Genomic DNA, 20,703 nt, shown 5'->3' on the forward strand with positions numbered 1-20,703 from the left:
CCGAATGACGCCCCTTCGCACAAATATTCGCTGGTCATGACAATGGCCGAAGGTGATCCGGCGGCCGGATAGGGTCGGGCCCATGCCCATACCAGAGTTTGTAAGCGAGCTGCGCAGCAAGGTCGGACAGTCACCGCTGTGGATGGCCGGGGTCACCGCCGTCGTCCTGGACGAGCAGCGGCGGGTGCTGCTGGGACGCCGTTCGGACACCGGCCGCTGGGCTCTGATCACCGGCATCATCGACCCGGGCGAGCAGCCCGCCGACGCGGCGGCGCGCGAGTGCCAGGAGGAGACCGGCGTGCACGCCGTTCCCGAGCGCCTGACCAGCGTGACGGTCTCTCCGCCGATCGTCCACGCCAACGGCGACCAGGCGCAGTACCTGGAACTGACCTTTCTCTGCCGTGCGGTGGGCGGCGAGGCGAGGGTGAATGACGACGAGTCAGTGGAGGTCGGCTGGTTCGATCCTGACGCCCTGCCGGAGGGCTTCGACGAGCGCGCACGGCAGCGGCTGCAGATTGCCCTCAGCGGGGCGGCGGAGGCGTACTTCAGCTTCGACGCGACGGCGGCCGAGTCCGCGGCGGCCGACGACCGGGCCGGTCAGAGCTTGCGCACCACATAGCAGTCCTCGGCCGACTCGATCACCGCGGACAGGTCACCGCCCGCCGAGGCGGTGGCCACCGCGGCGACCGCGCCCTCGACGAACGGGGCGTCAGCGAGCCGCACCGGGAAGGGCAGTCCGTGCGCCTCAGCGGCGGCGAGCACGCCCCGCACGGTGTCGACGGATGCGTCCAGGTCGACGATCACCGCGACGCCCATGCCCTGGTCGACCTCCCTGGCCGCTGCCGCCACCAGGGCCGGCCCGGTGCCGAGGCCGTCCTCGGGCATGCTCCCGGCCGTCGCGATCGGCGCGGGATCGCCGGTGCCCAGCAGTTCGGCCGCCATCGCCGCGACGGCCTCGGCCACGGCCCGGCTGTGCGACACCAGCACCACGCCGACCCGGTCCAGACCGGCCAGCGGCAGGACCCGCAGCGGCCTCGGTACGGTCTCCAGCCCGTGCGCCTCCTCTTCCGGAGCCGGATCCGGCCGCAGCGTCACTACCTGTGCCTCGCCACCCATGTCGCTGCTCCTCGGCTCCGTGCTGATTCCGCCAGGCTAGGACGTGGAGGCCGCCGAACCGGCGCGGCGCGCGGCGGTGCGGTCGTCGGGCCGGTCGGGTCCTCGGGCTGCGCCCTTGATCGCCGCACAGTTGAGCTGAAAGGGTCGGCCCATGCGCTACATCATCATCGGAGCGGGTGCGGTCGGCGGAGCCATCGGCGGACGGCTGTTCGAGGGCGGGCGTGAGGTCGTGCTGGTCGCACGGGGTGCGCACTACCGCGCCCTCGCCGAGCAGGGGCTGACGCTGATGACACTGGACGGCACCGTGGTGCTGCCGGTGCCGTCAGCCGACCGCCCCGAGGGTGTGCGGCTGCGGCCGGACGACGTGCTGGTGCTCGCCGTCAAGAGCCAGGACACCCAGGCCGCGCTGGATGCCTGGGCGGACCGCCCGGTGGCGGGCGGCGGGACCGCGGCGGAACTGCTGCCGCTGGTCTGCGCGCAGAACGCGGTCGAGAACGAACGGCTGGCGCTGCGCCGCTTCCGCCGGGTCTACGGGATGTGCGTCTGGCTGCCGGCCACGCATCTGGAGCCGGGCCTGATCGGGGCCGAGTGCTCCCCGCTCACCGGCATCCTGCACCTCGGCCGCTATCCGCACGGCGCCGACGACACCGCCCGGAGCATCGCTGCGGACCTGGAGGCGTGCAGGTTCCTGGCGCCGGTCTCCGAGGACGTGATGCGCTGGAAGTACGGAAAGCTGATCGGCAATCTCTCCAACGCGCTGGAGGCGGTCACCGGACCGATCGAGAGCGCCCAGGCGCTGGAACTGCACCACGCCGCCGGGGCCGAGGGGACGCGGGTGCTCGACGCCGCCGGGATCGGCTACTCCACCGACCAGGAGCGGGCCGAGGTGGTCGGCGACCGGCTGCGGTACCGGCCCGTCCCCGGGGTGAACCGCGGGGGCGGCTCCTCCTGGCAGAGCCTGGCCCGGGGCGCCGGCAGCATCGAGGCCGACTACCTCAACGGGGAGATCGTGCTGCTCGGACGGATCCACGGCCTGGCCACGCCGGTGAACAGCGTGCTGCAACGGCTGGCCGACCGGGACGCCAGGCTGGGACGGGGACCCGGTTCGACGACCCCGGCCGAACTCGCCGCACTGATCGCCAAGGAGAGCTGACGGACCGTCAATCCAGGTCGGCGGCACGCCTTCCCTTATTCTAGAACGTGTTCTAGCGTGGCGCCCGGCGGACGCGACTGCCGCTTCCACGGCGTTGCCGCCGTGCCGACCCGAGGGGATCGCCATGCACCTCGCCCACACGCCGGAGCAGCAGCGGCTGCGCAGCGAACTGCGCACCTACTTCGCCGAGTTGATGCCGCCCGAGGCGCACGGGCGGCTGAACGACCCGAAGGCGCAGAAGCGCTTCTACCGTGAGGTCAACCGCCGCCTGGGCGCGGACCGCTGGCTCGGCGTCGGCTGGCCGGTCGAGTACGGCGGGCGCGGGATGAGCCCGGTCGACCAGTTCGTCTTCTTCGACGAGGCGGCGCAGGCCGGCGTCCCGCTGCCGATCATGGCGCTGAACACGGTCGGTCCCTCGATCATGAAGTTCGGCACCGACGCGCAGAAGGAGTACTTCCTGCCGCGGATCCTGGCCGGTGAACTGGACATCGCCATCGGCTACTCCGAGCCGGACGCGGGCACCGACCTCGCCGCCCTCAGGACCCGTGCCGTGCGCGAAGGCGACCACTACGTCGTCAACGGCCAGAAGATCTGGACCACCAACGGCGACACCGCCGACTGGGTCTGGCTCGCGGTCCGCACCGACCCGAACGCCCCGGCGCACAAGGGCATCAGCATCCTGCTGGTCGACACCACCGACCCCGGCTACTCCACCACCGTCATCCGCACCCTGGCCGGGCACGACACCACCGCCAGCTACTACCAGGACCTCAGGGTCCCGGTCGGCAACCTCGTGGGCGCCGAGAACCAGGGCTGGCGGCTGATCACCAACCAGCTGAACCACGAGCGGGTCACCCTCGCCGCCCACGCCACCATGGCCAACCGCGCCCTCGCCGAGGTGCAGCAGTGGGCCAGGGAGACCGAACTCGGCGACGGCAGGCGGGTCATCGACCTGCCCTGGGTGCGCCAGCGGCTGGCCCGCACGCACACCCGCCTGGACGCCGTGAAACTGCTCAACTGGCAGATGGTGGACGCCCTCCAGCGCAACGCGCTGACCCCGCAGGACGCCTCCGCGGTCAAGGTCTACGGCAGCGAGGCCCGCCGCGACGCCTACTCCTGGCTGATGGAGGTCGTCGGCGCGGCCGGCTCGCTCAAGGAGGGCTCGGCCGGCTCTATCCTCCAGGGCAACCTGGAACGCGGCTACCGAAGCGCCGTCATCTTCACCTTCGGCGGCGGCAACAACGAGATCCAGCGCGAGATCATCTCCTGGATCGGCCTGGGGATGCCCCGGGTCCGCCGCTGAAGTGCGGCCGGCGCGCGGTTTGCCATGATGGGGGCCTCCTCTCTGATCGGAAGGGCTGTCGCATGGACCTCCAGCTTGCCGGTAAGCGCGCCGTGGTCACCGGCGCCAGCAGGGGTATCGGCTTCGCCGTCGCACAGGCGCTGGCCGCCGAGGGCGCGGATGTCGTGCTTGCGGCCAGGGGCAGGGAAGCGCTGGAGGAGGCGGCCGGGCGCATCGCCGGGACGGGCGGCGGCCGGGCGCTGGCCGTGGTCACCGACACCACCGACGACGATTCGGTGCGGGAGCTGGTCCGCCGTGCCGAGGAGGCGTTCGGGGGAGTGGACATCCTGGTCAACGCGGCTGCGACGCCGGCCAGCGCGACCGGCGCCCCGCCGGCGCTGGCGGACCTTGAGGACGACGGTCTCCGCCGCGAGATCGAGACCAAGGTGCTCGGCTATCTGCGCTGCGCGCGGGCCGCGGCACCGCTGATGGTCGCGCAGGGGTGGGGCCGCATCGTCAGTGTGAGCGGACTCAACGCCCGGCAGGCCGGAAACCTGGTCGGTTCGGTCCGCAATGTCGCGGTGGCGGCCATGACCAAGAACCTGGCCGACGAACTGGGCCCCCGGGGCGTCAATGTGACGGTCGTTCACCCCGGGACGACGCTCACCGAAGCCAGTCCCGCCAAGTTCGCCGCGATGGCCGCGGCGGCGGGGATCACTGAGGAGGAGCTCGTCCGGCGGCTTGAGTCGACGGTGAGCATCGGCCGCCTGGTCACCGCCGCGGAGGTGGCGAGCATCGTCGCCTTCCTGTGCTCTCCGCTGAGCGTGGCGATCAACGGGGACGCCATCGCCGTCGGCGGGGGCGCCCGGGGAGCCATCCACTACTGAGCCGCAAGCCTTTCAGTCCGTCAGCCCCAGCTGGCCGGCTGCCCGGATCGCCAGCCAGACCTCGGCGAAGGCCTCGGTGGAAGCCAGGTCGCGGCCGGTCAGCGCGCCGAAGCGGCGCAGCCGGTAGGCCAGGGTGTTGGGGTGGACGTGCAGGGCCTCGGCTGCGGCGTCGGTGCGCCGGTCCCGTTCCATCCAGGTGCGCACCGAGATCAGCAACTGGCCCGCGTGCGCGGCGTCGTAGCGCAGCACCTCGCCCAGTACGTGCTCGACCAGGGCGTTCAGCACCGCCGGGTCGTCCGGCAGCCAGCGTCCGGTGGTGTCGTTGCCGTAGCGGACCAGTGGCCGGCCGGACTCGACGGCTTTGGACACCGCCCACAGCGCCTCACGCTCAGCCACCCGCAGCGACTCGCCCGGAGGGAAGGACCGGCTCATCCCGGCAGCGACGCCCGGGATCCCGGCCACCGCGGCCCCCAGCTCGGGCGTCCCCAGCAGATAGCGCTCCTCGCCCCGGTTGAGCAGCAGGTACGGCAGTTCGTCCAGGGCCCGCAGCAGGTCGTCCTCACGGACCGAGCGCAGCACCAGCAGGACCGTGTCGTCGTCGCCCTCGATCGACAGCCGCTGCAGCCGCCGTCGGGCCGTCGCCGGGTCCAGCACGTCCTGGAGCAGCTCGGCCAGGGTCTCCGCGCCCTCGCGGCGCAGGGTCTCCCGCTCCTGTCGGACCATCGCCAGCTGCAGGGCGGCCACCGTGGCGATGTGCTGGACCACGGCAAGACCGGCCGGGCGGGCGCCCTTGCGCTCGAAGGCGACCAGGAATCCCGCCGTGCCGCCGGGCGCGAGCACCGGCAGGGCGAAGCCGCCGGGGATGGTCGGCGGGGCGTCCACCGAGTCGGGCAGCACCGCCGGGTCGGGCACCGGCACGCCGGGCAGCAGCGGACGGCCCTGTGGGGTGCACAGGAACACCTGGTAGCCGGAGAGCTGCTCCAGCCGGCGGAACAGCTCGGCCGTCTCCAGGCCCTCGGTCGCCAGCCAGCGCAGCGCGCCGAAGACCTGCAGCTGGGCGCCGAGCCGCTGCCCCGCGCCCTCCTGCACGGCGGCGGCGACCTCCTGCGCCACCGCGATGAAGGGGACCGCGAGCGGCACCTCCAGCAGCGGGAACCCGCGCTCCTCGGCCGCCTGCAGGAACGCCCGGTGCAGCGGCGGCACGTGCAGCTGGGCCGAGAGCGCCAGCCCGGACACCCCGGCGTCGTCCAGACGCTCCAGATAGGCCCGCTGACGTGCGGCGGAGCGGGGGACGGCGAGCCCGGTCGTCATGATCACCTCGGCCCCCAGCAGCCAGGGCGTGGGGTCCTCCATCTCGCTCACATGGGCCCAGGAGACCGACCGCCGCAGCCCGGCGGCGCCTGCCAGCACGCGCAGCTGGAGCGCGGGGGAGGAGAGCAGGTCCTCGACGGTCAGTTTGTGGTCAGTCACAAAACTGACCCTACTACTTCATGCCAGGGACAATTGCTAGCCGCATTCCGGCCACCGCACACTGAGGGCCACCCCGAACCGAACCACCTCACACTCGTAGGGACCGGCCCATGACCGACCACCCCCTGGGACCCGTCGACTCCTCGCGCGTCCCGCGCTTCGCCGGTCCCGCCACCTTCGCGCGGCTGCCGCGGCTCGACCAGGTCGAGCACTGCGACGTCGCCGTCGTGGGGGTGCCGTTCGACAGCGGGGTCTCCTACCGGCCCGGCGCCCGCTTCGGCCCCACCGCGGTGCGCGAGGGCAGCCGGCTGCTCCGGCCGTACCACCCGGGCCTGGACGTGTCGCCGTTCGCCACCCAGCAGGTCGCGGACGCGGGCGACATCGCCTGCAACCCGTTCAACATCGGCGAGGCCGTCGAGACCATCGAGCACGCCGCCGGGGAACTCCAGGACGCCGGCGCCCGGCTGGTCACCATCGGCGGCGACCACACCATCGCGCTCCCGCTGCTGCGCAGCGTCGCCCGCCGCCACGGCCCGGTCGCGCTGCTGCACTTCGACGCGCACCTGGACACCTGGGACACCTACTTCGGCGCCGAGTACACCCACGGCACCCCGTTCCGCCGCGCGGTGGAGGAGGGGATCCTGGACACCGAGGCGATCAGCCACGTCGGCACCCGGGGTCCGCTCTACGGCAAGCGCGACCTGGAGGACGACCGCCGCCTCGGCTTCGGCATCGTGACCTCCGCCGACGTGATGCGCCGTGGCGTGGACGAGACGGTGGACGCGCTGCGGCAGCGGATCGGCGACCGGCCGCTCTATGTCTCCATCGACATCGACGTGCTGGACCCGGCCCACGCCCCGGGCACCGGCACCCCCGAGGCCGGCGGCCTGACCAGCCGTGAGCTGCTGGAGATCCTGCGCGGCCTGGCCGGCGCCAACCTGGTCGGCGCGGACGTGGTCGAGGTCGCCCCCGCGTACGACCACGCCGAGATCACCTCGGTGGCGGCCTCCCATGTCGCCTACGACCTGGTGAGCCTGATGGCGCTGGGCGGCAAGGCATGAGCGCCGCCGAGAACGGCGGTGCTGCCGCTGAGGTACGGGCCGCTGAGGTGCAGGCCGCCGCCGACGCGCTGGTGGCCGCCTTCGCCGGGAACCGCCTGGACGACTACTTCGGCTCCTTCACCCCCGAAGCCACCTTCCTCTTCCCCACCACGCCGCAGCGGCTGGCCTCGCTCGCCGAGTACCGCGAGCTGTGGCGCACCTGGGTCGAGCAGGACGGCTTCCACGTACTGGCCTGCGCCTCCACCCAGCCGCTGGTCCAGGTCTTCGGCGAAACGGCGGTTTTCAGCCACCACGTCGAGACCCTCATCGCCACCCACGCGGGCGAGGAACGCGTGCACGAACGGGAGACCATCGTCTTCCACCTCCGGGCCGGTCGCTGGCTCGCCGTGCACGAGCACCTCTCCGCAGCGGCCTGAGGCCGTACGAGCACATCCCCCAGTGTTGACCAACAGGAGGCGCCGACCATGGCGGAAGCAACGAGCACACTGAACCAGCCGGACTCCAGACCCGTCGCCGCGCTGGGCGTCGAGGTCCGGTCGATCGACTGGGTCCCCGACGCCGAGCGGCACGGCAAGGTCTGGCACCAGGCGCCGCTGTGGTTCCTCGGCAACTTCCAGTACTTCACCATCGCGCTGGGCTTCATCGGCCCCTCGCTCGGGCTGCCGCTCGGTCAGACCATCCTCGCGGGGGTGCTCGGCATCGCCGTGGGCACGCTGTTCATGGCCTTCCACGCCTCGCAGGGGCCGGCCCTGGGCCTGCCGCAGATGATCCAGTCGCGGGCCCAGTTCGGCTACCGCGGCGTGGTCCTGGTCCTGATCGGCACCCTCTTCACCTATCTGGGCTTCAACGTCGCCGACCAGGTGCTGCTGTCGGAAGGACTGAACGGGGTCTTCGGCTGGAGCAAGGGCTTGGTGGCCGCGGCCACCGCGGTGCTGGCGATCCTGCTCGCGATCTACGGACACGACTGGGTGCACCGCGCGTTCCGCTGGCTGCTGTACATCTCGCTGCCGCTGATGCTGCTGGTCACGGCGGGGGTGCTGACCGGACACGCCGGCGGCCACACGTCCAGCACCCACCTGGCCTTCACCTGGGCCGCCTTCTTCGCCCAGTTCTCCGCAGCGGCCGCGTACAACATCACCTACGCCCCCTACGTCTCGGACTACTCCCGCTACCTGCCGCGGACCACCTCGGCCAAGTCGCTGATCCTCTCGGTCTTCTTCGGCGCCTCCGGCTCTGCGGTCTGGCTGATCGCGCTGGGCGCCTGGCTGGCGATCAGGCTCGGGGCCAGCGACGGGCTGGTCGGCCTGCGCGACGCCGGAGACCACTTCATCCCGGGGCTGGGCGCTGCCGCCGCGGTGCTCTCCGCGCTGAGCCTGATCGCCACCATGGGCATGAACGCCTACGGCGGCATGCTGACCGTGCTGACCGGCATCGACTCCTTCCGCCCGATCAAGCCCACCCGCAGGGCCCGGGTCGTCACCATCCTGGGCCTGGCCGCGGTCTGGTACCTGGTCGGCACGCTCATCTCGTCGAACGCGGTGTCCACGGTCTTCACCGCGCTGACCCTGATGCTGTACCTGCTGGTGCCGTGGACGGCGACCAACCTGGTGGACTTCTTCGTGGTCCGCCGCGGCCACTACGCCATCGCCGACCTGTTCACCCCCTCCGGGATCTACGGCGCCTGGGCCTGGCGCGGGCTCACCGCGTACGCGATCGGCTTCGCGGCCGAGATCCCCTTCATGGTCCTTCCTGACCTGGGCGGCTGGCACTACACCGGACCGGTCGCCCAGCAGCTCGCCGGAACCGACATCGCCTGGGTGGTCGGGCTGGCGGTTTCCGCCCTGGCCTACCTGGTGGTCGCCCGCTCGCTGGACCGGGAGGGGGAGAGCGCGGCCATGGCGCTGAGCGAGGAGGAGCTGGCCGGCGGCTGAGGCGCTCGCGCCGTCGCAACGCCCGACCGCGGCGGGAGTCCGATCCGTCCGATCCGGACTCCCGCCGCGGTTCCGTCGTCGTTCCGCCGTGGGCGTCGTACCCGTCGTACCCGCGTCGCCGCCCCTGGTGTCCCGGCTGTCACCCTCTGGGTCCATACTTCCTGCGGAGTTAGGGTGTGGACTGCATAGGCAGGTGAGCGAGCGGGGGCGGGAGCGCGGTGAAGGAAGGAACCCTGATCCAGGGTCGCTACCGCCTCATCAGCCTGCTCGGGCGTGGAGGGATGGGGGAGGTCTGGCGCGGCGAGGACGAGGCGCTGGGCCGTCAGGTCGCCATCAAGTGCCTGCGCGCCGACGAGCCGCACCGCAACCCGCGCCAGGCCGAGCTGCTCCAGGAGCGCTTCCGCAGGGAGGCGCGGCTCGCCGCCGGACTGCAGCACCCCGGCATCACCGTGGTGCACGACTTCGGGCAGGACGAGGGCGTGCCCTACCTGGTCATGGAACTGCTGGACGGCAGCGACCTGGGCGCGGTGCTGGACGAGGCCCCGGGGCGGCAACTGCCGATCGACGAGGTGGTGTCGATCGCCCGGCAGATCGCCGCCGCCCTCGCCTACACCCATGCCCGCGACGTGATCCACCGCGACCTCAAGCCGGGCAACCTGGTCCGCTGCTCCGACGGCACCGTGAAGATCTGCGACTTCGGCATCGCTCGGCTCGGCTCGGGGCAGGCAGGCCTGACCGCCCGGCTCGGCGGCGGCGCCGTTCCGGTCGGCACGCCGTACTACATGTCGCCCGAGCAGATCGAGGGCTCGGACGTCGACCACCGCAGCGACCTCTACTCCTTCGGCTGCGTGCTGTACGAACTGCTGGTCGGAGCACCGCCGTTCGCGGTCGGCGACCCGCTGGTGATCCTGCTCGACCACCGCGACACCCCGCCCAGGCCGCCGCGCGAGCTGCGCCCGGAGATTCCCGAGAGCCTGCAGGCCGTCGTCCTGGACCTGCTCGCCAAGGAGCCCGAGCAGCGGCCCTCGGACGCGGACGAGGTGCTGCGCCGGCTGGCCCCCTCGTTGACCCGGCGGCCGGTGATGCCGTCGTGGGCCCTGGAGATGGGTCCCATCCCGGTGTCGCTGGCCCGCATCGTCCGCGAGCACCCGGCCGTGGTGGAACTGACCCGGCCCTGGTCCAGCGGCGGTCGCCGACAGATTAACTGACAGAGCGTCAGATAATCTCTTCCAGTCTGCGAACGGCTGCGCCATGCTGCCCCCATGAGGACGGAACTCAGCGAACGGCTCGGAATCGAGCACGCCATCTTCGGCTTCACGCCCTTCCCCGCCGTCGCGGCGGCCATCACCAGGGCCGGGGGCCTCGGTGTCCTCGGCGCGGTCCGCTACGGCGACGCGGAGGAGCTGGCCAAGGACCTCGACTGGATGGACGCCCATGTCGGTGGACTGCCCTACGGCGTGGACGTGGTCATGCCCGCCAAGAAGGTCGAGAACGTCACCGTCGCCGACGTCGAGGCGATGATCCCCGAAGGGCACCGCGCGTTCGTCCGGGAGACCCTGGCCCGCTACGGCGTCCCCGAACTCGCGGAGGGGGAACGGGCCGGCTGGCGGATCACCGGCTGGATGGAGGACGTCGCCCGCTCGCATGTGGACGTCGCCCTGGAGCACCCGATCAAGCTGCTCGCCAGCGCGCTCGGACATCCTCCGGCGGACGTCATCGCACAGGCCCACGCGGCGGGCGTGCTGGTCGCGGCGCTCGCGGGGAGCGCCCGCCACGCCCGGCACCACGCCGAGGCGGGCATCGACATCGTCGTCGCCCAGGGCCACGAGGCCGGCGGCCACACCGGCGAGATCGGCACCATGGTGCTGGTCCCCGAGATCGCCGCCGCCGTCGCACCCATCCCGGTGCTCGCGGCCGGCGGCATCGGCACCGGTGCCCAGGCGGCGGCCGGGCTCGCGCTGGGCGCGGAGGGAGTCTGGCTCGGCTCGATCTGGCTCACCGTCGCCGAGTCCGAGCTGCGCTCGCCCGTGCTCCGGGCCAAGCTCCTCGCGGCCGGCTCCGGCGACACCGTCCGCTCCCGCTCGCTGACCGGCAAGCCGGCCCGCCAGCTGCGCACCCAGTGGACCGACGCCTGGGAGCAGCGGGACAGCCCGGGAACCCTCCCGATGCCGCTGCAGGGACTGCTGGTCGCCGATGCGCTGAGCCGGATCCAGGGCTACGAGACACCGGAGCTCATCGGCACGCCGGTGGGCCAGATCGTGGGCCAGATGACCGAGGAACGTCCGGTCGCGGCGGTGATGGACGAGCTGACCCGGGGCTTCGAACGGGCCGTCGCCCGGCTCGACCGGATCGCCGGCCGCGTGGCGGACAGGGGGATGGGCATATGACCACCGCGCCGACATCTCCCGTGGGCTTCTGGGCCCAGGCCGCCGCCGACCCCGACCGGGAGGTGATGATCGCCCCCGACGGCGAGGCCTGGACGGCGGGTCGGCTGCTCGCTGCCGCCAACCGGCTGGTCCACGGACTGCGCGAGGCCGGACTCGACGCGGGCGACGCCTTCGCGGTCGTGCTGCCCAACGGCATCGAGCTGTTCACCGCCTACCTAGCCGCCACCCAGGCCGGCCTCTACCTCGTCCCGGTCAACCACCACCTGGTGGGCCCGGAGATCGCCTGGATCGTCTCCGACAGCGGCGCCAAGGTGCTCATCGCCCACGAGCGCTTCGCGGAGGCCGCGACGGCCGCCGCCGACGAGGCCGGGCTGCCCAAGGAGCGCCGCTACGCGGTCGGCGAACTGCCGGGCTTCCGCCCGTACTCCGACCTGCTGGAGGGGCAGTCCGCCGGGGAGCCGGAGGAGCGTACGGCGGGGTGGGTGATGAACTACACCTCGGGAACGACGGGACGTCCGCGCGGCATCCGCCGCCCGCTGCCGGGACGGCCGCCGGAGCAGACCGCGCTCGGGGGGTTCCTCGGCATCTTCGGCATCAGGCCGGCCGGCGGGAACGTGCACCTGGTCTGCTCCCCGCTCTACCACACGGCCGTGCTCCAGTTCGCCGCCGCGTCGCTGCACATCGGGCACACGGTGGTGCTGATGGACCGGTGGACGCCGGAGGAGATGCTGCGCCTGATCGACCGTCACCGGGTCACCCACACCCATATGGTGCCCACCCAGTTCCACCGCCTGCTCGCCCTGCCACCGGAGACCCGGGCCCGCTACGACGTCTCGTCCATGCGCCACGCCATCCACGGGGCGGCCCCCTGCCCCGACCACGTCAAGCGCGCGATGATCGAGTGGTGGGGCGAGAGCGTGGAGGAGTACTACGCGGCCAGCGAGGGCGGCGGCACCTTCGCCACCGCGAGGGACTGGCTGGAGCGTCCGGGCACGGTGGGCAAGCCCTGGCCGATCAGCGAGGTCGTGGTACTGGACGAGGACGGGAAGCCGGTTCCGGCGGGGGAGTTGGGAACCGTCTACATGAAGATGAGCACCGGCGGCTTCAGCTACCACAAGGACGAGGGCAAGACCCGGCAGAACCGTGTCGGCGACTTCTTCACCGTCGGCGATTTGGGGCTGTTGGACTCCGACGGCTATCTCTACCTGCGCGACCGCAAGATCGACATGATCATCTCGGGCGGCGTCAACATCTACCCCGCCGAGATCGAGTCGGCCCTGCTCTCCCACCCGGCAGTCGCGGACGCCGCCGCCTTCGGCATCCCCCACGACGACTGGGGCGAAGAGGTCAAGGCCGTCATCGAACCCGCCCCGGGCCACGAGCCGGGCCCGGAACTCGCAGCCGACATACTCGCCCACTGCGAACGCCAACTCGCCGCCTACAAGCGCCCCAAGTCGGTCGACTTCGTGCCGGAACTGCCCCGCGACCCCAACGGCAAGCTGTACAAGCGGCGGCTACGGGACCCGTACTGGGAGGGGCGTGTCCGGCAGGTGTGAGGGGGCGGGGGTGAGCGACGGGGGAGGCGGGGCGGCGCCGCCGCTACGGGCAGGGTTCGTTTCGCGACCGAGCCCCCGTCCCGACGCCGTCTCTGACGTGCGTGTTCGCTCCCGCTGACTCGCCGTCGCCTCCGTGGGGCACGCCGGTCGGTCCCTGGCTCGGGTGGCTCGGCTCCGCCTCGCGGCAACCACGAGGAGCGGGGGCGGTCGGTGGGGCGTGCGTTGCCGGGCGGCGCGCCGGTGCCGGTGCTGCCCCCGAAAATCCGGAGAGGGCTGCTGTCGTCGGCTCGGGCGGTGCCGGTGCGATGGTCGGTCTGGTGGTCGCGCTGGTGTTCTGCTCGATCTTCACCCTGGCTGGGCTGATGTTCGCGGCCGCCGGGTTCGGGTTCGGGCTCTTCGCCATGGACGCGGGCACTGGTCCGTGACCTGGCTCCCCGGGCCCCGGCCCGGCGGGCTGACCGGGCTCGGCCCCTATCCTGCCACCAGGTCCTGGGCCCAGCGCATGTCCGGTTTGCCGGTCGGGGTGCGCTGCACCTGGGCGACCAGGTGGAGTCTGCGCGGGACCTTGTAGCCGGCCAGGTGCGCCCGGCAGTGGTCCTGGAGCTGTTGTAGCGTCAACTCCTCGGTGTCGGGCCGGGGCTGGACCAGGGCGACCACGGTCTCGCCCCAGCGCTCGTCGGCTGCGCCGACGACCACGGTGTCGTACACGGCGGGGTGACCCTTGATCACCGACTCGACCTCCTCCGGGAAGATCTTCTCCCCGCCGGAGTTGATGCAGGAGGAGCCTCGTCCCAGCAGGGTGATCCTGCCGTCCTCCTCGCGCACCGCCCAGTCGCCGGGGACCGCGTAGCGGGTTCCGTCGGGCGCGGTGCGGAACACCTCGGCGCTCTTCACCGGGTCGCCCAGGTAGCGCAGCGGGACGTTGCCCCGGCGGGCGAGTCGGCCGACCACCCCGGCGGGCAGCGGGTTGAGGTCGTCGTCCAGGACCTCGGAGTCGCCGATCGCGGTGGTGGTGACCCCGGCCCGCTCGCCCGTTTCGCCGCGGTACTGGCTGACGCCGCCGGCGCCGCCCTCCGAGGAGCCGATGGCGTCGCTCAGGTAGAGGTTGGGGAAGCGGTCCAGGAAGCGCTGCTTCACCGTGGTGGAGAACAAGGCCGCGCTGCTGACCAGGCCGAAGAGGGAGGCGAGGTCGTAGTCGGCGTCCGCCGCGTCCAGGGCCTCGACCAGGGGGCGGCCCATCGCGTCGCCCGTGATCATGATCAGGTTGATCTTCTCCGCCTCGGTCAGCGCCCAGACCCGGCCCGGGTCGAAGCGGTCCAGCAGCACTGCCCGGTTGCCCCGGAACAGTTGCTGCATCAGCCCCCACTGGGTGGCGCCGTGCATCAGCGGTGCGATCGGGAAGAAGGTGAGCTGGTTCTCGTAGGCGGTGGTGACGATCTCCTGAGGCGTCGCCATCCGGTGTCCGTTGGTGACGTCGATGCCGCCGCCGAGGGCGAAGAACACGTCCTCCTGACGCCAGACCACGCCCTTGGGCAGGCCGGTCGTGCCCCCGGTGAAGAGCAGGTAGTGGTCGTCCCCCGAGCGTGGGGCGAAGTCGCGTTGGGGTGAGCCCGAGGCCATCGCCTTCTCGAAGGGGACGGCGGGGAGCGCCTCCGCGCCGCCGACGCCGTCGCCGTCGTCGATGACCAGCAGGTGGCGCAGTTCGGGCAGGCCCGGGAGCACCGCGGTGACCTGGGTCGCGAACTGCTCGTGGAAGATCATCACTGTCGGCTCGGCCATGGCCAGCAGATAGCTCAGTTCGTCGGCGACATAGCGGTAGTTGACGTTGACGCAGACCGCCCGGATCTTGCAGATCGCGAGCAGCGACTCCACCCACTCGGCCCGGTTCAGCGCATAGACGCAGACCCGGTCCCCGGCGCCGACGCCTGACTCCTGGAGGTGGTGGGCGAGCCGGTTGGCGCGCTCATCGAGCTCGGCGAAGGTGCGCCGTTGCACCCCGGGCCCGTCGGCGCGGGCGCAGGTGATCGCCTCACGTGCGGGGAAGTGGTCAACCGCTTGCTCGAACAGATCGGCCAGGTTGAATTCCATGCGCGGAGAGTAGGAGCCGCAGGTGGAGAACTCCAGAGCGGTGACGCCCTTGCTCGTACCTCTTGCGGGCCCTGGACAAAGACTGCAACCTGTTCTAGATCTGACGGTGTGTCAAAAAGTGATGCATCACAAGCGGAGGGCTCCGGCATGACCGGCACTGAACACCTCAGCACGGAGCGGCACGGGGCCACCCTGGTGCTCACCCTGAACCGGCCCGAGGCCAAGAACGCGTTCTCGATCCCGATGCTGGTCGGGCTGCACGACGCCTGGCTGGAGGCCGACGCCGACGACGACGTCCGCTCCGTCGTGCTGACCGGCGCAGGCGGCGCCTTCTGCGCCGGGATGGACCTCAAGGCCCTGGCCGGCGGCGGGTTCAGCGAGGACGACCCCTACCGGGCCCGCCTCAAGGCCGACCCGGACCTGCACTGGAAGGCGATGCTGCGGCACTACCGTCCGCGCAAGCCGCTGATCGCCGCAGTCGAGGGCGTCTGTGTGGCCGGCGGGACCGAGGTCCTGCAGGCCACCGACATCCGGGTGGCCGCCGAGTCCGCGACCTTCGGCCTGTTCGAGGTACGCCGCGGCCTTTTCCCGGTGGGCGGTTCCACGGTCCGGCTGCAGCACCAGATCCCGCGCACCCACGCGCTGGAGATGCTGCTCACCGGGCGCCGCTACACCGCCGCCGAGGCCCGCGACATCGGCCTGGTCGGCAGCGTCGTCCCCGACGGCAGCGCGCTCAAGCGCGCCCTGGAGCTCGCCGAGGCCGTCAACGAGGCCGCGCCGCTGGCCGTCGAGGCCGTCAAGCGCTCGGTCTACGAGACGGCGGACCTCGGCGAGGAGGCCGGGCTGGCCCGGGAGCTGGAGATCGGCTGGCCGATCTTCGCCACCGAGGACGCCAAGGAGGGCCCCCGGGCCTTCGCCGAGCACCGCGCCCCCGTCTACCGCCGCCACTGAGGAGGGACAGCGCCATGTCCGAGGTGCAGAAGTCCGACGTGCAGAAATCTGACGTACAGAAGACAGAAGTGCTCAGTGCCCCCCTGGTCGTCGAGTTCCCCTTCACCCGCTCCACCGGTCCTGTCATCGGGGCCTTTCTCACCGGGCTGCGCGAACGCGTGGTCCTGGGCATCCGCGGCAGCGACGGCCGGGTGCTGTGCCCGCCGGCCGAGTACGACCCGGTCACCGCCGAGGAGTTGGACCAGCTGGTGGCCCTTCCCGGCACCGGCACCGTCACCACTTGGGCCTGGAACGAGCGCCCGCGGCCGTACCAGCCGCTGGACCGGCCCTTCGCCTGGGCGCTGGTCCGGCTGGACGGCGCGGACACCGCGATGCTGCACGCTCTGGACGCGCCGCCGCCGGACAGCGGTGATCCGCGCGCCGTCCGCTCCGGGCTGCGGGTGACCGTCCGCTGGGCCGAGCAGCGGACCGGGGCGATCACCGACATCGCCTGCTTCGAGCCGCTTGGGGAGGGGGAGGAATGAACACCGCAGAACTGCTGGCCGGCATCCCGGCCCTGGCCGGGGCCGAACCCGTCACCCGGGTGACCCTTCCGGCCCGGCTGGACTACACCTACACCCCCGGGGCGGCCCAGTCCCGCTTCCTGACCGCGCTCACCGAGCAGCGGCTGCTCGGGGAGCGCTGCCCCTCCTGCACCCGGGTCTACATCCCGCCCCGCGGCGTCTGCCCCACCTGCGGCATCGCCACCAGCGAACGCGTCGAACTGCCCCATGTCGGAACGATCACCACCTTCTGCATCGTCAACATCGCGGCCCGCGGCCTCGATGTGGAAGTTCCGTACTGCTACGCCTATGTGCTGCTGGACGGCGCGCATGTGGGGCTGCACGCCCGGATCGGAGGGATTCCGCACGACCAGGTGCACGTCGGCCAGCGGGTGGAGCCCGTCTGGCGCGAACCCGAGGCCCGCTCCGACCAGCCCAGCCTCGCCGCCATCAGCCATTTCCGGCCCACCGGCGATCCCGACGCCGACCCCGAGAGCTACCGGAGGTGGATGTAGTGAGAAGCACGCAGAGGGATGTCGCCGTGGTCGCCTTCGCCCAGACCGTGCACCGGCGCAGCACCGACCAGCTCTCCGAGGTCGAGCTGGTGCTCCCGGTCCTCCATGACGTACTCAAGCAGACGGGACTGACAACCGACCGGATCGGCTTCACCTGCTCCGGCAGCAGCGACTACCTGGCCGGCCGGGCCTTCTCCTTCACCATGGCCCTGGACGGGGTCGGCGCCTGGCCGCCGATCTCCGAGTCCCATGTCGAGATGGACGGTGCCTGGGCGCTGTACGAGGCCTGGGTGAAGCTGCGCACCGGGCAGGCCGACACCGCGCTGGTCTACTCCTACGGCAAGTCCTCGCCGGGCAGCGTCCGCGATGTGCTGACCCGTCAGCTCGACCCCTACACCCTCGCCCCGCTGTGGCCGGACGCGATCGCGCTGGCCGCGCTGCAGACCCAGGCCGTGATCGACGCCGGGCTCACCGACGAGCGCGCCCTGGCCGCCACCGCCGTCCGCTCCCGGCGCGCCGCCGAGGCCAATCCGCACGCCCAGCTGCGGGGCAGCGCCGGCGTCGACGAACTGCTGGAACAGCCCTACGAGGTACGGCCGCTGCGCCGGCACGACTGCCCGCCGATCAGCGACGGAGCCGTCGCCGTGATCCTGGCGGTGGGCGACACCGCCCGCGCGCTGCACCCCCGGCCCGCGTGGATCCGCGGCATCGACCACCGCATCGAGGCGCACCAGCCCGGGGTTCGCGAACTGACAGAGTCGCCATCCACCCGGCTCGCCGCCGTCCACGCCGGGGCCTTCGACGCCCCGGTGGACACCGCGGAGCTCCATGCACCGTTCAGCGTCCAGGAACTGATCCTGCGCCGGGCGCTGGGCCTGTCCGACGGCTCGGACGGCGACGGCGCCACCGAGGTCAATCCGTCGGGCGGCGCGCTGGCGGCCAATCCGGTGATGGCCGCCGGACTGATCCGGATCGGTGAGGCCGCCGCCCGGATCCACCGCGGCGAGTCCCGCCGAGCCCTGGCCCATGCCACCTCGGGGCCCTGCCTGCAGCAGAACCTGGTGGCCGTACTGGAGGGGGAGCAGTCATGAGCGCAGCGGCATTGCAACGGGCGGCCGGGCAGGAGCCGGTCGCCGTCGTCGGCATCGGCCAGACCAGGCACGTGTCCGCCCGGCAGGACGTGTCCATCGCCGGACTGGTCCGCGAGGCGGCCGTGCGGGCCCTCGACGACGCCGAGCTGACCTGGGCGGACATCGACGCCGTGGTCATCGGCAAGGCCCCGGACTTCTTCGAGGGCGTGATGATGCCCGAGCTGTACCTCGCCGAGGCGCTGGGCGCGGTCGGCAAGCCGATGCTGCGGGTGCACACCGCGGGCTCGGTCGGCGGCTCGACCGCGCTGGTCGCCGCGAACCTGGTCGCGGCCAGGGTCCACGGCACCGTCCTGACCGTGGCGTTCGAGAAGCAGTCCGAGTCCAACGCGATGTGGGGCCTGTCGCTGCCGGTCCCGTTCCAGGCCCCGCTGACCGCTGGCGCGGGCGGATTCTTCGCGCCCCATGTGCGCGCCTACATGCGCCGCACCGGGGCCCCCGACCACATCGGCTCGCTGGTCGCCTTCAAGGACCGGCGCAACGCCCTGAAGAACCCCTACGCCCATCTCCACGAGCAGGACCTGACGCTGGAGAAGGTCCGTTCGGCCCCGATGCTCTGGGATCCGATCCGCTACTCGGAGACCTGCCCCTCCTCGGACGGCGCCTGCGCCATGGTGCTCACCGGCGTGCGGGGGGCGAGCCGCGCCCCCCGGCGCCCTGCCTGGATGCACGGCGGGGCGATGCGCAGCGAGCCCACCATCTTCGCCGGCAAGGACTACGTCAGCCCGCGGGCCGGCCAGGACTGCGCCGCCGACGTCTACCACCAGGCCGGGGTGGTCGACCCGCGCCGGCAGATCGACGTGGCGGAGATCTACGTCCCGTTCTCCTGGTACGAGCCGATGTGGCTGGAGAACCTGGGCTTCGCCGCCCAGGGCGAGGGCTGGAAACTGGTCGAGGCGGGGGTCACCGAGATGGACGGCGACCTCCCGGTCAATCCCTCCGGCGGGGTGCTCTCCAGCAACCCGATCGGCGCCTCCGGCATGATCCGTTTCGCCGAGGCCGCACTCCAGGTGCGCGGGGCGGCCGGCGAGCACCAGATCGAGGGGGCCCGGCTGGCGCTGGGTCATGCCTATGGCGGCGGAGCCCAGTTCTTCTCCATGTGGCTGGTCGGGAGCGAGCGTCCGGACAGCTGATCGAATCCTTGCCGCACGCCGCCGGGACGGGGGCGAATCCACAGGAGTGGATCGCGTCAAAGCCCTCCTCCAGGCCCGTCGCCGGAAGTTACAGTGGCATCACGAGACGGGAGGATCACGACGTGGCAAGCGACTCATTCTTTGGTGACAGTGCGGGTGCGGGCATCCTCACCCAGCGCAGTCGGCTCGATGAGGGATCCGACAGGAAGAAGCCGCAGCTCGACCTGGGCGAGGCCGAGTGGATGTCCGGCAGCAACGGGGTTGGCGATGTCCAGATCGCCTTTGTGGAGGGCTACATCGCCATGCGGGACGGGCGGAGCCCGGACGGCCCCGCGTTGATCTTCACCCCGGCGGAGTGGCGGGCTTTTGTCCTGGGAGCACGCGATGGTGAGTTCGACCTGACCTGAGTCACCTGACCTGAGCCAGTGGCCCTGAATCAGTGGATGCGCCGCGCCGACCACCCCCACGGGGCCGACGCGGCGCATCCTTTTGGTCCGTATGCCTCGCACACCCCCACGCGGCGAAGCGGACGGACCCGTCCACGGAACCACCGCCGTCTCGGCATGTGGTCAGGACCCGCGGACGTGCTCGGTGGGTATCGGATCGGCCCGGTTGCGCCGGGGGAGCTGGTGGAGTCCGCGCCATGAAACCGCCATGGCCCAGGGGAATCCGCTGATCAGCCAGGATGGCGCCGATCCAGAGCAAGGGTCACGGACAGCGGGCGGACGCCACACGCTGCAGGTCGACATCACCTCTGCGGACACGTCGTACTGCTCTCCCCATGTCGCCGACCGTAATCGGAACGTGATGGGCTCGTCAACTACCGCCCGAGAACACGGGATGAACGGAACATTGCCCGCCGTCCCCACCCTTACCCGGCACCCGGAGGGGATCGGTCGGGTGCGGACGGGTGGCCGTCGGCACAGGTCCGGACGCCACGTACCATGTCCCCATGGCTTTCCTCCGCCGCCGTTCCGGCACACCGGCAGGTCCGGACTTCGACGTTCTCGCGATGGACCCGGGCGACTGGCCCGGTGACTTCGGAGCGGCCCTGCTCGCCGATCCGGAGGACGGCAGCTGCCAGGGGATCTTCCTCCGCTACGACCTCCTCGGCGGGCGGGGTCCGTCCATGCTGATCGGCAACCTGTGCGAGGGCTCGCCGGCGCGGGAGCCCGAGGACGGTGTGCCCTTCGAGGTCCGCCAGCTGTTCGCGGCGATCGGCAACGACGAGCCGGTCGGCGTGGTCGAGATCGAGGACTTCCCGGTGATGCTCGGTGACGACCTGCTGATCGTGAAGAAGGTCAAGCTGTCGGAGAGCCGCTGCTCCTGTGTGCAGTTCGGGCGCAGCGACGGCATCCAGGTGACTGTGGCGACCTGGGACCGCCCGATCACCGACGACCTGTACAAGCTGCTCAAGCCGCTGCCGGCGGCGATGTTCCAGGCATGACAGCTCCCGAGCGGCCGATGCTGACCCGACGCAGGA

At 71.7% G+C, this 20,703-nt stretch carries 18 protein-coding genes and 1 pseudogene; 16 read left to right on the forward strand and 3 right to left on the reverse strand.

The features are described from left to right. The first annotated feature begins 82 nt into the window (after positions 1-82). Entirely contained in the window at positions 83-619 is a 537-nt protein-coding gene (locus ABH941_RS27540; protein WP_370132222.1) for an NUDIX domain-containing protein, read from the forward strand. Here ABH941_RS27540 and ABH941_RS27545 read toward each other — a convergent pair. Further along, positions 598-1,116 (reverse strand): PTS fructose transporter subunit IIA, encoded by a 519-nt coding sequence (locus ABH941_RS27545; protein WP_370132223.1) that lies wholly within the window; start codon positions 1,114-1,116, stop codon positions 598-600. The genes ABH941_RS27540 and ABH941_RS27545 overlap by 22 nt on opposite strands. Before the next feature lie 151 nt (positions 1,117-1,267). Between ABH941_RS27545 and ABH941_RS27550 the strand changes: the two genes are divergently transcribed. The 3 genes from ABH941_RS27550 to ABH941_RS27560 all read left to right on the forward strand — a co-directional run bounded on the left by ABH941_RS27550 (position 1,268) and on the right by ABH941_RS27560 (position 4,438). Further along, positions 1,268-2,269: a ketopantoate reductase family protein gene (locus tag ABH941_RS27550; RefSeq protein WP_370132224.1), complete on the forward strand. Its 1,002-nt coding sequence runs from the start codon at positions 1,268-1,270 to the stop codon at positions 2,267-2,269. Between the two features lie 124 nt (positions 2,270-2,393). Then, positions 2,394-3,572, forward strand: coding sequence for an acyl-CoA dehydrogenase family protein (locus tag ABH941_RS27555; RefSeq protein WP_370132225.1), 1,179 nt, complete (start codon positions 2,394-2,396; stop codon positions 3,570-3,572). A 62-nt stretch (positions 3,573-3,634) separates the two neighbouring features. After that, positions 3,635-4,438 (forward strand): SDR family NAD(P)-dependent oxidoreductase, encoded by an 804-nt coding sequence (locus ABH941_RS27560; RefSeq protein WP_370132226.1) that lies wholly within the window; start codon positions 3,635-3,637, stop codon positions 4,436-4,438. A 12-nt stretch (positions 4,439-4,450) separates the two neighbouring features. Here the strand turns inward: ABH941_RS27560 and ABH941_RS27565 are convergent, their stop codons facing one another. Next, the gene (locus tag ABH941_RS27565) at positions 4,451-5,908 is read right to left on the reverse strand and encodes a PucR family transcriptional regulator (protein ID WP_370132227.1); all 1,458 of its coding nucleotides are present in this window, start codon (positions 5,906-5,908) and stop codon (positions 4,451-4,453) included. A 110-nt stretch (positions 5,909-6,018) separates the two neighbouring features. Here ABH941_RS27565 and speB point away from each other — a divergent pair, with 110 nt between their 5' ends. The 6 genes from speB (at position 6,019) to ABH941_RS27595 (ending at position 12,843) form a co-directional block, all read left to right on the forward strand. Continuing rightward, positions 6,019-6,969 (forward strand): agmatinase, encoded by a 951-nt coding sequence (speB, locus tag ABH941_RS27570; RefSeq protein WP_370132228.1) that lies wholly within the window; start codon positions 6,019-6,021, stop codon positions 6,967-6,969. Next, entirely contained in the window at positions 6,966-7,385 is a 420-nt protein-coding gene (locus tag ABH941_RS27575; protein ID WP_370132229.1) for a nuclear transport factor 2 family protein, read from the forward strand. The genes speB and ABH941_RS27575 overlap by 4 nt, the downstream gene beginning before the upstream one ends. Positions 7,386-7,433: 48 nt before the next feature. Further along, complete coding sequence (locus ABH941_RS27580; protein ID WP_370132230.1) at positions 7,434-8,900, forward strand: cytosine permease; 1,467 nt, start codon at positions 7,434-7,436, stop codon at positions 8,898-8,900. Between the two features lie 218 nt (positions 8,901-9,118). Continuing rightward, positions 9,119-10,108, forward strand: a complete 990-nt coding sequence (locus tag ABH941_RS27585) for a serine/threonine-protein kinase (RefSeq protein WP_370132231.1) — start codon at positions 9,119-9,121, stop codon at positions 10,106-10,108. Positions 10,109-10,162: 54 nt separating this feature from the next. Beyond that, positions 10,163-11,287: a nitronate monooxygenase gene (locus ABH941_RS27590; RefSeq protein WP_370132232.1), complete on the forward strand. Its 1,125-nt coding sequence runs from the start codon at positions 10,163-10,165 to the stop codon at positions 11,285-11,287. Continuing rightward, positions 11,284-12,843: an acyl-CoA synthetase gene (locus ABH941_RS27595; protein ID WP_370132233.1), complete on the forward strand. Its 1,560-nt coding sequence runs from the start codon at positions 11,284-11,286 to the stop codon at positions 12,841-12,843. The genes ABH941_RS27590 and ABH941_RS27595 overlap by 4 nt, the downstream gene beginning before the upstream one ends. A gap of 471 nt (positions 12,844-13,314) precedes the next feature. Here ABH941_RS27595 and ABH941_RS27600 read toward each other — a convergent pair whose 3' ends face one another. Beyond that, a complete protein-coding gene (locus ABH941_RS27600) occupies positions 13,315-14,931 on the reverse strand; it encodes an acyl-CoA synthetase (RefSeq protein ID WP_370132234.1) in 1,617 nt (538 codons plus the stop codon). Positions 14,932-15,078: 147 nt separating this feature from the next. Between ABH941_RS27600 and ABH941_RS27605 the strand changes: the two genes are divergently transcribed. From ABH941_RS27605 to ABH941_RS27630, 6 genes and pseudogenes are all read left to right on the forward strand, one after another. After that, entirely contained in the window at positions 15,079-15,882 is an 804-nt protein-coding gene (locus ABH941_RS27605; protein ID WP_370132236.1) for a crotonase/enoyl-CoA hydratase family protein, read from the forward strand. Between the two features lie 14 nt (positions 15,883-15,896). Next, positions 15,897-16,939 (forward strand): annotated as a pseudogene (locus ABH941_RS27610) (Zn-ribbon domain-containing OB-fold protein). Next, on the forward strand, positions 16,939-18,030 hold the full coding sequence (locus ABH941_RS27615; protein ID WP_370132237.1) for a thiolase domain-containing protein: 1,092 nt from the start codon (positions 16,939-16,941) through the stop codon (positions 18,028-18,030). Before ABH941_RS27610 ends, ABH941_RS27615 begins: the two are co-directional and overlap by 1 nt. Next, positions 18,027-19,220: a thiolase domain-containing protein gene (locus ABH941_RS27620; protein WP_370132238.1), complete on the forward strand. Its 1,194-nt coding sequence runs from the start codon at positions 18,027-18,029 to the stop codon at positions 19,218-19,220. Before ABH941_RS27615 ends, ABH941_RS27620 begins: the two co-directional genes overlap by 4 nt. A 164-nt stretch (positions 19,221-19,384) precedes the next feature. Next, the gene (locus tag ABH941_RS27625; protein ID WP_243876924.1) at positions 19,385-19,627 is read left to right on the forward strand and encodes a DUF397 domain-containing protein; all 243 of its coding nucleotides are present in this window, start codon (positions 19,385-19,387) and stop codon (positions 19,625-19,627) included. Positions 19,628-20,172: 545 nt separating this feature from the next. Beyond that, on the forward strand, positions 20,173-20,667 hold the full coding sequence (locus tag ABH941_RS27630; RefSeq protein ID WP_030256225.1) for a hypothetical protein: 495 nt from the start codon (positions 20,173-20,175) through the stop codon (positions 20,665-20,667). Positions 20,668-20,703 lie beyond the last annotated feature (36 nt).

The organism is Streptacidiphilus sp. EB103A, from assembly GCF_041261405.1.
Lineage (GTDB): Bacteria > Actinomycetota > Actinomycetes > Streptomycetales > Streptomycetaceae > Streptacidiphilus.

Excerpts from the sequence above, each read along its gene's own strand:
- ABH941_RS27595 (WP_370132233.1), top strand. The coding sequence starts at position 11,284 with ATGACCACCGCGCCGACATCTCCCGTGGGCTTCTGGGCCCAGGCCGCC.
- ABH941_RS27575 (WP_370132229.1), top strand. The coding sequence starts at position 6,966 with ATGAGCGCCGCCGAGAACGGCGGTGCTGCCGCTGAGGTACGGGCCGCT.
- ABH941_RS27550 (WP_370132224.1), top strand. The coding sequence starts at position 1,268 with ATGCGCTACATCATCATCGGAGCGGGTGCGGTCGGCGGAGCCATCGGC.
- ABH941_RS27620 (WP_370132238.1), top strand. The coding sequence starts at position 18,027 with ATGAGCGCAGCGGCATTGCAACGGGCGGCCGGGCAGGAGCCGGTCGCC.
- ABH941_RS27630 (WP_030256225.1), top strand. The coding sequence starts at position 20,173 with ATGGCTTTCCTCCGCCGCCGTTCCGGCACACCGGCAGGTCCGGACTTC.
- ABH941_RS27560 (WP_370132226.1), top strand. The coding sequence starts at position 3,635 with ATGGACCTCCAGCTTGCCGGTAAGCGCGCCGTGGTCACCGGCGCCAGC.
- ABH941_RS27540 (WP_370132222.1), top strand. The coding sequence starts at position 83 with ATGCCCATACCAGAGTTTGTAAGCGAGCTGCGCAGCAAGGTCGGACAG.
- ABH941_RS27555 (WP_370132225.1), top strand. The coding sequence starts at position 2,394 with ATGCACCTCGCCCACACGCCGGAGCAGCAGCGGCTGCGCAGCGAACTG.
- speB (WP_370132228.1), top strand. The coding sequence starts at position 6,019 with ATGACCGACCACCCCCTGGGACCCGTCGACTCCTCGCGCGTCCCGCGC.
- ABH941_RS27600 (WP_370132234.1), bottom strand. The coding sequence starts at position 14,931 with ATGGAATTCAACCTGGCCGATCTGTTCGAGCAAGCGGTTGACCACTTC.
- ABH941_RS27545 (WP_370132223.1), bottom strand. The coding sequence starts at position 1,116 with ATGGGTGGCGAGGCACAGGTAGTGACGCTGCGGCCGGATCCGGCTCCG.
- ABH941_RS27605 (WP_370132236.1), top strand. The coding sequence starts at position 15,079 with ATGACCGGCACTGAACACCTCAGCACGGAGCGGCACGGGGCCACCCTG.
- ABH941_RS27580 (WP_370132230.1), top strand. The coding sequence starts at position 7,434 with ATGGCGGAAGCAACGAGCACACTGAACCAGCCGGACTCCAGACCCGTC.
- ABH941_RS27590 (WP_370132232.1), top strand. The coding sequence starts at position 10,163 with ATGAGGACGGAACTCAGCGAACGGCTCGGAATCGAGCACGCCATCTTC.